The 12,036-nt window shown below is 40.8% G+C and carries 10 protein-coding genes; 7 read left to right on the top strand and 3 right to left on the bottom strand.

What is annotated here, in order from left to right:
• Positions 1-25 precede the first annotated feature (25 nt).
• Positions 26-2,458, bottom strand: a complete 2,433-nt coding sequence (locus tag KZC02_RS16405) for a gliding motility-associated C-terminal domain-containing protein (RefSeq protein WP_229253633.1) — start codon at positions 2,456-2,458, stop codon at positions 26-28.
• A gap of 44 nt (positions 2,459-2,502) precedes the next feature.
• A complete protein-coding gene (locus KZC02_RS31885; protein ID WP_229253632.1) occupies positions 2,503-2,835 on the bottom strand; it encodes a PKD domain-containing protein in 333 nt (110 codons plus the stop codon).
• 280 nt (positions 2,836-3,115) lie between these two features.
• On the opposite strand from KZC02_RS31885, the gene KZC02_RS16400 reads away from it, so the two are divergent.
• Positions 3,116-4,150, top strand: coding sequence for a type IX secretion system membrane protein PorP/SprF (locus KZC02_RS16400; protein ID WP_221389704.1), 1,035 nt, complete (start codon positions 3,116-3,118; stop codon positions 4,148-4,150).
• Positions 4,151-4,280: 130 nt separating this feature from the next.
• Entirely contained in the window at positions 4,281-5,087 is an 807-nt protein-coding gene (locus KZC02_RS16395; RefSeq protein WP_221389703.1) for an NIPSNAP family protein, read from the top strand.
• 84 nt (positions 5,088-5,171) lie between these two features.
• Here the strand turns inward: KZC02_RS16395 and murQ are convergent, their stop codons facing one another.
• Complete coding sequence (murQ, locus tag KZC02_RS16390; RefSeq protein ID WP_221389702.1) at positions 5,172-5,975, bottom strand: N-acetylmuramic acid 6-phosphate etherase; 804 nt, start codon at positions 5,973-5,975, stop codon at positions 5,172-5,174.
• A 332-nt stretch (positions 5,976-6,307) separates the two neighbouring features.
• Here murQ and ilvD point away from each other — a divergent pair, with 332 nt between their 5' ends.
• The 5 genes from ilvD to KZC02_RS16365 all read left to right on the top strand — a co-directional run bounded on the left by ilvD (position 6,308) and on the right by KZC02_RS16365 (position 12,036).
• A complete protein-coding gene (ilvD, locus tag KZC02_RS16385) occupies positions 6,308-7,993 on the top strand; it encodes a dihydroxy-acid dehydratase (RefSeq protein ID WP_221389701.1) in 1,686 nt (561 codons plus the stop codon).
• Between the two features lie 81 nt (positions 7,994-8,074).
• Positions 8,075-9,835 carry a biosynthetic-type acetolactate synthase large subunit gene (gene ilvB, locus KZC02_RS16380; protein WP_221389700.1) on the top strand — a complete coding sequence of 587 codons (1,761 nt, stop codon included), beginning with the start codon at positions 8,075-8,077 and terminating at the stop codon, positions 9,833-9,835.
• A 54-nt stretch (positions 9,836-9,889) separates the two neighbouring features.
• Positions 9,890-10,423 (top strand): acetolactate synthase small subunit, encoded by a 534-nt coding sequence (gene ilvN / locus KZC02_RS16375; RefSeq protein ID WP_221389699.1) that lies wholly within the window; start codon positions 9,890-9,892, stop codon positions 10,421-10,423.
• Positions 10,424-10,486: 63 nt separating this feature from the next.
• Positions 10,487-11,533 (top strand): ketol-acid reductoisomerase, encoded by a 1,047-nt coding sequence (gene ilvC / locus KZC02_RS16370; RefSeq protein ID WP_221389698.1) that lies wholly within the window; start codon positions 10,487-10,489, stop codon positions 11,531-11,533.
• Positions 11,534-11,598: 65 nt separating this feature from the next.
• Positions 11,599-12,036, top strand: coding sequence for a DUF6932 family protein (locus tag KZC02_RS16365; RefSeq protein ID WP_221389697.1), 438 nt, complete (start codon positions 11,599-11,601; stop codon positions 12,034-12,036).

Raw genomic sequence — 12,036 nt, 5'->3', positions numbered from 1 at the left:
CATTTTAATTGGCAAAACCGAACGTTTAACGAATCACCAAGACGGATCCGCGTTTTACAACAGGAGCTCTTTCCGGGAAATACAAAGCCTCATAAGACAGCACATAAGGATAAACTCCAGGTTGTACTTTTAATCCTTTATAAGTACCATCCCAACGATCCTCTATTTCTGTTGTAGCATAAATTACTTCTCCCCAACGGTTATAAATCCGCATAGTGAAACGGGTGTAATATGCTCCAAAAACTTCTAAATTTTCGTTGTGCCCTTCACCGTCAGGAGAAAATGCCTCAGGAATGAAAAAGCGTGGCTCGCATTTATCAACAACATTGGTAGATTGCTCAGTAACACAGCCTACATCGTTCGTAGCAATAACGCTGTAAATACCTTCCTGATTTACTGTAACCGTTCGTGTGGTATCACCGGAGTGAGGCCATTCATAATGCAGCACCCCAACTCCGTTTGCATCCAATATGGTGGAGCCGCCATCGGGAATGCATATGATGTATTCAGGAGCAAGGTTTAGTATTGGCGAAGGCCGCTCCCCAACCTGAATGGTATCGGAATTAAAGCAATCATTTCTATCCTTGACGTTAACAATATATGTTCCTGGCTGGCTTACTGTAATATCTCTTGTATTTTCTCCTGTGCTCCAGTTAAACTCTATCCATACTTCACTCCGCACGTTCAGAACAATAGAACTGTCCCGGCATAAAGTAGTATCTGGCCCAATTGTAATTCCCGGTGGTTTTCTTAAAGATATTTTGATGGTATCAGCCATAAAACATTCTCTTAACGGGCCGTTATAAGCGACACCGATATAGTCACCAGTTGCAATTGCATTGTACGTTTTTTGGCGGCCAACAATCCTTCCGCGATTAAACCAGGCATAACCTTCTGCAACTACATTCATATCCAACGGAACGTAAGCACCGCAGGTATCTTTATCAGGCCCAAGATTGATTGGATCAGGAGTCGGATAAATAATTACTTCCTGAATAATCAATGTGTCCTTACACTGATTGGAAGCTCTTAATCCAACCAGGTAAGTTCCTGGTTCGGTATAGGTGTAAGTGGCTTTCTGTTCTTTGGAAGGAGCAGTAAATGTTCCGTTACCCAGAAAATCCCATGAATAAGTATCTTTAATCGGATCGCAAATCGGGCTGGCCTCAAAGGTAGTCGGCTCATTGGTGCAAAAACCTTCGGCCTCAAATCCAGGCCCGGAAGATTCCTGGGTGAAATCCTGAACCATATTCGGAAGTCCAAGCTGACTGTTTTTACCTCCCAGGTTTACGCCATCCCTTTTATATTCCACACTAGTCAGTGCATCACCTTCCGGCTCACCTATAACAGCCAGATATTCACTTCCCTGAATGGCCATGTAAATTTTCCCGTCTGTCGCAATCTGGAGCGCACCGTATTTCTGTGTGGATGAGCTGTCAATAGTAATTGCAGTTTCGGTCAGAAGACTGTCAGGAAATGTCAAATCGTATTGTTTCAGCAAGGACTTTGTACCACCAGATCCCTGAAATGAAACATACATCTTTTCTCCGGTTGGAGAGAATTCAATACCATAAGCGGTGGGTGGAGCTGGCCCAAGATCAATCGTTTTCTTATAGGAAAGGACACCCGTTGAATCATTGAAGCTATAAAGTTCTACATAATTTTTTGGTGGCCCCGGGATGATTACAGCCAATTGTCTCTGACCAGTACTATCCGCAGCAGAAAATTTCATATATCCCTGCGCTTCTGTTGTAGTATCAATGGCCATTCCCAGATTATATGTTCCTGACTCAGTTAATCCGCCATCTGTGGCATGATAGATATGAAAAGTATTATTTCCATACCCATGAGAAATAACCCAGTAAGTACTATCCTTATCATTGCGGGATGATACAATCTGCTCCGTAGTTGGCTGCTGTAAGGTAGTATTTTGTTCAATAATAGCTCCTTTACCATTATTTCTTCTCATGTCCACCACACTAACCGTAAGCAATTTTGCACCGTTGATATCTGATGTAGTAAATACGTTAAACAAATATTCACACCCCTTACAAGTCGGCTGAGGCACAATCAGTACGGATTGCGTTGAGTTGGGGCTTCCTAAAAGCGGCTCACATTTTGTAAGCCCAAAACAAGTCATCTCCTCGCCGTCCTTATTCCATATCTTGATACCATCAGAATAGAAGAGAAGCTGGCCTTTTGAATTGGCGATCGAAGAAGTACCCTCAGGCGTATTTACTTTTCCGTCCGTTATCGGGCTTGGAGGGGTATTTGAAAAATCGAGGCCTGCATTTCCACCAAAAAACCACTTCGACCCTTCCTGAGCAGCAGGTTCCATACATATTTTCACATTGACCCGATCCTGAATCTTGCATCCGTTAATAATAACCTCAACAGAATAACAACCCGAACTATCAACTTCTAAAACCTGTGTGGTATCGCCTTTTGGATACCACACATACGTGGCCCCTGCCGGAGCACCATCCGGATACGGATCCAGTTTTAAGGTTGTTCCCGGACAAATTGTAGTATCGGTAAACCATTTCTGAAATGCAGGGGAAGCTCTCCAATTGTAACCGCCTGTACCAAGGTCTCCGTACTTCCGCCTGTAAGTGTACGGACCAGTGTAACATTGTAAGTTCCGGGAGACATGTAGGAATGCTGGGCATTGCGACGGTTGTCAGTCGCACCGGCTTCGCCAAAATCCCATCGCCACGCAATGGAGGTTTTAAGCGTATCGCTAAATGATGTTGAATCCGCATCACAATCCGGGTTCTGCATGCATTGTCCCTTCACTACAAACTGTGCGTTTGCGTATGCTGTTGAAAGCAGCATAAGGAGGAAAAAACAATAAAATTGTTGCGATATTGTATTATAAAATCGACTCATGTTTCGTTACTAGATCAAACACCCCAACCAATCATTTTGAATATTTTCGTTACCCGACAATTCTAACGAAAATAAAATGGTAAAATTTTATGCGGTAATGTCATAAAAACCGTCCTAATTTGAATATTAATACGCAATTTGAAGACAATTTGTTAAATATATTTTTATAATTTTTTATCTCAGCTTTCAGTTACTGCTGTGAAAAGCAAAGTAATGTATAATATTTATGATCAAGCGTATACTTTCCCTTTTGATATTGACACTGCTCTGGCATAAAGGTTGGAGTCAGGATCCACAATTTTCGCAATTTTACGCTAATCCTCTGTATCTCAACCCTGCATTGGCAGGTGGTGCACTGGCTCCAAGGGCTACGGTCAATTACCGGAATCAGTGGCCGGCGCTTTCTGCTAATTTTGTAACCACCAGTTTTGGGGCTGATGTTTTCCTGCCAAATTATAATAGTGGTATAGGCATATTGGTGACTACTGATAGCCAGGGATTGGGAAATCTTAAAGCAACAGACGTCGCTCTGCAATATTCCTATCAAATCGGGTTGAACGAAGTAACTTCTTTACGGCTGGGCATACAGGGAGGATTTTCTTCCCGTACACTCGATTATTTTGGGCTGACATTTGGCGACCAGTATGATAACGGCGGACTAATTCCCGGACAGCCATCTGCTGACCCTTTTGCACAGGGCGCCCCGAATGTTTTTTATGCCGACTTTTCAGGTGGAGCAATGCTTTATTCGGATTGGTACTGGGCAGGAGTTGCGGCACACCATCTTAACAGACCCAATCAGGCTTTCTCTTCTCTTACTGATGCACGTCTTCCGGTAAAAGCAAGTTTGCAGGCGGGATTAAGGATTCCATTTGCAGGTTATACTTTTTTAGGCAATGAAATAGATAAAGAAAAAACGATTTCACCTGCTATCATGTACAAAAAACAAGGAAAGTACGACCAGTTTGATGCAGGGCTGTATGTAACCCTTGAACCTTTGGTATTAGGTGCATGGTATCGTGGTATCCCATTCAAGAAATACGCACAAAACATTAATAACCACGAATCACTGGTATTTCTGGCAGGATTTCGTCAGGATAAATTTTCTATCGGATATAGCTATGATCTAACCATTTCTACCCTGGGAGCAGGTAGCGGTGGTGCCCATGAAATTTCTTTATCCTATGTTTTTGAGCCGCTGACACCAAAAGCCAAGCGTACCAAAAGCAGCAAAAGACAGCTCTCTTGTCCTAAATTTTAAAATACAACCGGATCAAATGATAAAAACTAATTTATTAATTAAAATAACCGGGTAAAGTTGTATCCGGTTCTCCTTTGATAAGACAATCATTCGACAATATTTAATAGTAAAATCAGGTAACCTTATCAAAATGAGCAATTCTAATAAACATTACGTTTTAGCTGTTTTACTTTTATTTACAACCGTTGTAAGTTCATTTGCAGCACCTCAGACAGCAGCGCCGCAGAAAAGAGAATTTTACGAAATAAAAATTTACCACGTAAAAGATAAAGATCAGGAAACGCGCGTAGAGAATTTCCTCAAAAACGCATATCTCCCAGCCTTACATAAAGCCGGAATAAAAACAGTTGGCGTTTTTAAACCAGCAGCATTGGATACTGCTTCCTACGGCAAACTTATTTATGTATTTACACCTTTGAAATCTATGGATGAGTTATTGACTCTTCCAAAACTATTGGAAAAAGATGCTGCTTATGCAAGCGCAGGGAAAGATTACATTGATGCAGAATATAAAAACCCGCCATACTCTCGGTTTGAATCCATTGTTTTGCAAGCTTTTACAGAAGCACCAATGATGAAGATGCCGAAATTAACCGGTCCGAAAAGTGAACGTATATACGAACTGCGCAGCTATGAAGGGCATACTGAAAAAATTTACCGGAATAAAGTAAAGATGTTTAATATGGGTGGTGAAGTTCCGCTATTTGAACGTCTGGGATTCAATGCGGTATTTTATGCTGAAGTTGTAGCAGGAAGCCACATGCCGAATTTAATGTATATGACAACTTTTGAAAGTAAAGCAGATCGTGATGCACACTGGAAATCGTTTACTGAGGATTCAGAATGGAATAAACTGAAAGTGAATCCGGAATATCAGAACAACGTTTCCAAAAACGTACAAATGCTTCTCTCCCCGACTGACTATTCAGATATTTAATATATAATAATAGTTCTAACCATTAAGAAATTAAGAAAGAATATATACAACTTAATGAATCTTAACTTCTTAATGGTTAAAATGTTACTTTTTCACCGCTTCAATTGCTCCACGCACACTTCCGTGCTCTTCAAGCAGCGACTCTGCCTCATCTGGTGAAACACCTAATTCATCAATAATCATGTGAATGGCACGATTTACCAGTTTTTCGTTGGTCATCTGCATATCCACCATTTTATTACCTTTTACTTTTCCAAGCCGGATCATCACTGAGGTGGAAATCATATTTAATACCAGTTTTTGAGCCGTTCCCGATTTCATTCGCGTACTTCCTGTTAAAAACTCCGGCCCTACCACTACTTCAACGGGAAATTCTGCGGCTTTTGCAACTGGCGAACCATCATTACAAACTACACATCCGGTTAGTAAACCTGCTTCTTTCGCTTTGTTCAAACCACCAATCACATATGGTGTCCTGCCCGAAGCTGCAATGCCAATTAATGTATCATTTTCTGTGGGCTTGTATGGCAACAAATCAATCCATGCCTGATTCCAGTCGTCCTCTGCATTTTCTACTGCCTTTCGGATTGCTGTATCTCCGCCCGCAATAATTCCAACAACAAGATCAAAAGGAACACCAAAAGTGGGGGGACATTCGGATGCATCTACAACTCCAAGCCTTCCACTGGTGCCGGCACCAATATAAAATAACCTGCCTCCCCTTTTCATACGAGGTACAATTTGCTCTACCAATGCTTCAATCTGAGGAATCGATTTTTGTACAGAAGAAGGAACGGTCTGATCTTCCTGATTAATAGAATTTAGAATTTCCTGAACACTCATGTGGTCAAGATTATTGTAAAGTGATGATGATTCAGTAGTTAGCATATATTCAGAATTTATTTTCAAAAGTAGTTAATTTCTGATTACCATACTTTTACCAATGTAGATTTGGTACTTATCAAAGAATTTTAACAAATAATTACTTTAATATTTGGAAAATAAAAAGATAGACTTCTAATTTGTAACAAATTAAAGCAATTAGCGAAATTTCGCTAAATCTAAATTTTACGTTTTTATCTGATTCAAATGAAAAAGTCTATACTCATTCCAATCCTACTTTTGGTCACGACCCGGTCGTGAGTGAGATGGTATAGGCTATAACCGGCACCTCACTCACCAAAATGAGTGAGGTGTTTTCTTTTACAATATATTCACCAATGGCGACAGAACTTAACAGATTTTCAAAAACCCTTACACAGGAAGTAACCAATCCGGCCGCACAGGCAATGCTTTATGGTATTGGATTAAAAGAAGAAGATATGGCAAAACCGCAGATCGGAATTGCCAGTACAGGTTATGAGGGAAATCCTTGCAATATGCACTTAAACGGATTATCTGTTTACGTAAAGCAAGGAATTACAGCCAATGATATGGTTGGCCTGATCTTCAACACAATCGGCGTTTCCGACGGTATGACCAACGGAAATGACGGAATGCGTTATTCACTGCCGAGCCGCGATATTATTGCTGATTCTATTGAAACAGTAGTTTCTGCACAATGGTACGATGGAGTAATTGCTGTTGTAGGTTGTGATAAAAATATGCCTGGTGCAGTGATGGCAATGGCTCGCCTGGACCGTCCTGCTATTATGGTCTATGGCGGAACCATCCGTTCAGGACATTATAAAGGACAAAAACTGGATATCGTTTCAGCTTTTGAAGCTTTGGGTAAAAAGTTTGCCAATAATATTTCAGACGAAGATTTTAAGGGTGTTATACAAAATTCTATTCCTGGCCAGGGTGCTTGCGGCGGTATGTATACAGCCAATACAATGGCGGCTTCTATTGAAGCTATGGGATTGAGTTTGCCATTCAGCAGTTCCTATCCTGCAACACACACAGGAAAACAGGAAGAATGCAAAAAAATAGGTGCGGCAATGAAAAATTTGCTGGAACTGAATATTACACCCAAAGATATCATTACCAAAAAGTCTCTTGAAAATGCATTAACACTTGTAATGGCGTTAGGCGGTTCTACAAACGCAGCCTTGCACTTTCTGGCCATTGCCCGTGCAGCAGATGTTCCTTTGACATTGGATGATATTCAGGAAATTTCCAACAAAGTTCCTTTTATCGCGGATCTTAAACCAAGTGGTAAATACTTCATGGAAGACATCCTTGAAATTGGCGGTGTTCCTGCAGTAATGAAATACTTGTATTCAAAAGGGCTGATCCATGGTGATTGCCCTACGGTTACAGGAAAAACCCTGGCAGAAGATTTAGCCGAAGCACCGGATCTTGATTTTGAAACACAAAAAATAATTTTCCCGCTGGAAAACCCGATTAAGTCTTCAGGACATATTCAGATTCTATACGGTAATCTGGCACCAACTGGTTCTGTTGCGAAAATTACGGGTAAAGAAGGATTGACGTTTGACGGGGAAGCGAAGATTTGCGAGCACGAATCAGAAATTATCACCATGCTTTCTCAGGGAGAGATTAAAGCAGGACAGGTTGTTGTAATCCGTAATTCGGGTCCAAAAGGCGGCCCCGGAATGTCGGAAATGCTGAAACCTACATCGGCAGTAATGGGAGCCGGACTTGGAGATAAAATTGCTTTGATCACAGATGGGCGTTTTTCTGGCGGTACACACGGATTTGTAGTTGGGCATATTACACCCGAAGCATTTGACGGCGGGCCAATTGCCCTGGTTAAAGATGGTGACAGGATTACTATTGATGCAAATACACGTCAATTGATTTTACATATTTCTGATGAGGAAATGGCGGCGCGTAAAGCAGCGTGGGTTCAGCCTGAGCCTCGTTTCACAAAAGGAATGTTAGGAAGATATATCCGTACGGTAAAATCAGCCAGTGAAGGCTGTGTGACGGACGAAGCGTAAAATAGAAGAAAAAGTATTGCCGCAAGCGATACATAGTGATATAAGGATTTGAAAATTCATCCGACTAAATAATAGAAAGTCATGGAATTTAATGAAAACCAAACACAGACAATCGCAATCGCTGAGCAGCCGGTTTCGGTTTCAAAACCAGAGCTTATTAATGGTTCGCATGCATTAATCCAGTCATTAATTGCCGAAGGTGTCAAAACAATTTTTGGTTATCCGGGTGGTGCTATTATGCCTGTATATGATGCTATATATGATTATCAGGAGGAAGTCAACCACATACTTGTTCGCCACGAACAGGGTGCTGCACATGCTGCCGAAGGATTTGCAAGAATCACTGGCGAAGTTGGCGTGTGTTTGGTTACATCCGGCCCCGGTGCAACGAACCTGGTTACCGGTATTGCTGATGCAATCATCGATTCCACACCGATGGTTTGTGTAGTTGGACAGGTTGCTTCGCATTTGCTGGGCACAGATGCGTTCCAGGAAACGGATGTAATGGGAATTACTATTCCGATCACAAAATGGAACTACCAGATCACCAATTCAGATGAAATTCCTGAGATTATTGCCAAAGCATTTTATATAGCGAAATCAGGCCGTCCGGGACCGGTATTGATTGATATTACCAAAGATGCACAGCAGAAATTAATGACTAAACCATTTTCACACAAAAAATGCGAAAAACTGATTAGTTATCATCCCCGCCTGGCTCCGAAAGAGCATCAGGTTGCGGCAGCTGCAAAATTGATTAACGAAGCAAAGCGCCCGTTTTTATTTTTCGGACACGGCGTTCAGATTGCTAATGCAGAGCAGGAACTTATAAAATTTATTGAAAAAACAGATATACCAGCTGCTTCAACGTTATTAGGGCTTTCCTCTGTTTCGGTAGATCATCCGAATTACGTAGGCTGGCTTGGTATGCATGGAAATTACGGAACTAATGTTCTTACCAACCAATGTGATGTAATTATAGCAGTAGGAATGCGTTTTGATGACCGCGTTACTGGTGATCTGAGCAGATATGCCAAACAAGCAAAAGTTGTTCATATTGAAATTGATCCTTCTGAAATTGATAAAATTGTAAAGACAGAAGCACCCGTTGTTGGAGATGCTAAGATCGCACTGGAAATGCTTTTGCCACTTTTGAATGAAAATAACCACGAAACGTGGAGAGCAGAATTCAAAAAGTTCGATGTGATTGAAGATGAAAAAATAACGCAGCCGGAACTTGCTCCTACAACGGAGAAAATTAAAATGGCCGAGGTAATCCGTACGCTCTCAAATAAAACCAAAGGAGAGGCTGTCATTGTAGCTGATGTTGGCCAGCACCAGATGATGACCGCTCGTTATTATCAGTTCAAAAAACCGAATTCATTTATTACTTCCGGTGGATTGGGAACAATGGGGTTTGCATTGCCAGCGTCATTCGGAGCAAAAGTAGGAGCTCCTGACCGCGAAGTAGTGGCAATAATCGGCGATGGTTGTTTTCAAATGACCATTCAGGAATTAGGAACAATTGCACAAAGCGGATTGCCGGTTAAAATCATTATCCTGAATAATAATTTCCTTGGAATGGTCCGTCAGTGGCAGCAGCTTTTTCATGCCAAACGATATTCGTTTGTTGAGCTGCAAAATCCTGATTTCATTACGATTGCAAAAGGTTTTGGAATTGATGGACATACTTGCGGTGCAAGGGAAGATCTGAACGATTCGCTCGATAAAATGCTGGCTTCCGACAAACCTTATTTATTGGAAGTGTTGGTAGAAAAAGAAGAAAACGTTTTCCCAATGGTTCCGACAGGCGCTTGCGTAGCAGATATCAGGCTGGAATAATGTAATTGAGCTTTTTATATTCACTTACATTTTTCAAAAGAAATTAATAAAATCATGACAACATACACCATTTGTGTCTTTACAGAAAATACGATTGGTATTCTGAATAAGATTACAACCATTCTGACGCGTCGTCGTATCAATATCGATAGTCTTACGGTTTCGGAAACAGAACGTAAGGGTATTTCCCGGTTTACAATCGTCATTCATCATGAATCGCGCGAAGCGGTAGAAAAACTGGTGCGCCAGATACGGAAGGTAATTGAAGTGCTGGCCGTATTTGGTTATCTGAATGAAGACATTGCTTACAATGAAATAGCAATGTTTAAGATTTCTACGCCGATCGGAGCCAAACCGCTTGATATTGAAACTATCAATAAAGTTTATAAAGCCTGGGTTGTTTACTGGCATCTAACTTATGTTATTATCCAGAAAACAGGTACTGAGGAAGAAATTTTCGAATTTTTCGATTATATCAAACCGCATGAAATCCTTGAATTTGTACGCTCGGGGCGTGTTGCAGTAAGCAAATCACCTCAAACACTAGTAGATTACCTTCCGGAAGCGGAATGGGAATATTACCAGTAAAGAAATAATTTTTAGTAGTATTGCTTTTTATTTTCCAGTATTCAATAATCCAATCAATAATCAATGGCAAAATTAAATTTCGGCGGGGTCGAAGAAGAAGTAGTTACCCGTGAAGAATTCCCTCTTGAAAAAGCACGTGAAGTACTTTCTACTGAAACTATCGCTGTAATAGGTTACGGCGTACAAGGCCCTGGCCAAAGCTTAAACATGCGTGATAACGGTTTTAATGTAATCGTTGGTCAGCGTAAAGGTGGTAAATCATGGGACAAAGCCATTGCTGATGGATGGGTTCCCGGCGAAACACTTTTTGAACTTGAAGAAGCATTGGCAAAAGGAACAATCATTTGTTACCTTCTTTCTGACGCAGCTCAAATTGAACTTTGGCCTACTGTTAAAGCTAACCTGACTGCCGGAAAATCGCTGTATTTCTCACACGGTTTCGGTATCACATATAAAGATCAGACTGGTATCGTTCCTCCTGCTGACGTGGATGTATATCTTGTGGCTCCAAAAGGATCAGGAACTTCACTTCGTCGTTTGTTTGTAGAAGGAAAAGGCTTGAACTCATCTTTTGCTGTATTCCAGGATGCAACTGGCAAAGCACGCGAAAAATGTATCGCAATGGGTATTGGTGTTGGTTCAGGATATTTGTTCGAAACTGATTTTTACCGTGAAGTAACATCTGACCTTACAGGGGAACGTGGAACTTTGATGGGCGCTATCCAGGGTATATTCGCAGCACAATACGAAGTGTTACGTTCAAATGGCCACTCTCCATCAGAAGCTTTCAATGAAACAGTTGAAGAACTGACTCAGTCATTGATGCCATTGGTTGCTGAAAACGGAATGGACTGGATGTACGCAAACTGCTCTACAACAGCACAACGTGGTGCATTGGATTGGTGGAAACCATTCCGTGATGCTACAAAACCTGTTTTTGAACAACTTTACAATTCTGTAAAAAGCGGCGAACAAGCGAAAATTTCAATCACTCGTAACTCACAACCTGACTACCGTGTGAAACTGGAAGTTGAACTAGCCGAACTTCGTGAATCAGAAATGTGGCAGGCAGGTTCGACTGTACGTGGATTACGTCCTGAGAACAGCTAGTTAAAGCAAACTTAGATTTTATTATTATCCCTGATTTGAAAATTTCAGGGATATTTTTTTATATTATGGAGTTTGATAATAACGGTAATCTTTTCCCTTACGGAATAATTACCCTTTCAGCAGCTGAATTAAGTCTAACTTTTGGATATAACTCGATCAGAAGATCACTTCTAAACAATTTTTTTCTTCAGGTAGAAGAATTAAAAATAATTCTGAACGACGAGTTCACAGTTTGGATCAATGGTAGCTTTGTAACACAAAAGACTGATTCGAAAGATATCGATATTGTGGTTTTCCTGAGTTACAAACATTTAAGCTCGAAAGAGATTCTGCTATCTTCTTTCAAAGAGAGACAGGAATACGTAGATTTGTATTATGCGAAAGTCTTTCCAGAGGATCATGAAAATTTTGAATTGACCAGGTTTGATTATTTACATTGGTTTTATTTTTTCACAACCAACAGAAAAAATAAGAGAAAAGGATTTATTCAAATAAAATTCTGA

Source organism: Dyadobacter sp. NIV53, assembly GCF_019711195.1.
Lineage (GTDB): Bacteria > Bacteroidota > Bacteroidia > Cytophagales > Spirosomataceae > Dyadobacter.
The sequence above is the reverse complement of the archived record's forward strand: the minus strand, read 5'-3'. Positions and strand labels throughout refer to the sequence as shown.

Coding starts and splice junctions, on each gene's coding strand:
- KZC02_RS31885 (WP_229253632.1), bottom strand. CDS start 2,835: ATGCTGCTTTCAACAGCATACGCAAACGCACAGTTTGTAGTGAAGGGA.
- KZC02_RS16400 (WP_221389704.1), top strand. CDS start 3,116: ATGATCAAGCGTATACTTTCCCTTTTGATATTGACACTGCTCTGGCAT.
- KZC02_RS16395 (WP_221389703.1), top strand. CDS start 4,281: ATGAGCAATTCTAATAAACATTACGTTTTAGCTGTTTTACTTTTATTT.
- murQ (WP_221389702.1), bottom strand. CDS start 5,975: ATGCTAACTACTGAATCATCATCACTTTACAATAATCTTGACCACATG.
- ilvD (WP_221389701.1), top strand. CDS start 6,308: ATGGCGACAGAACTTAACAGATTTTCAAAAACCCTTACACAGGAAGTA.
- ilvB (WP_221389700.1), top strand. CDS start 8,075: ATGGAATTTAATGAAAACCAAACACAGACAATCGCAATCGCTGAGCAG.
- ilvN (WP_221389699.1), top strand. CDS start 9,890: ATGACAACATACACCATTTGTGTCTTTACAGAAAATACGATTGGTATT.
- ilvC (WP_221389698.1), top strand. CDS start 10,487: ATGGCAAAATTAAATTTCGGCGGGGTCGAAGAAGAAGTAGTTACCCGT.
- KZC02_RS16365 (WP_221389697.1), top strand. CDS start 11,599: ATGGAGTTTGATAATAACGGTAATCTTTTCCCTTACGGAATAATTACC.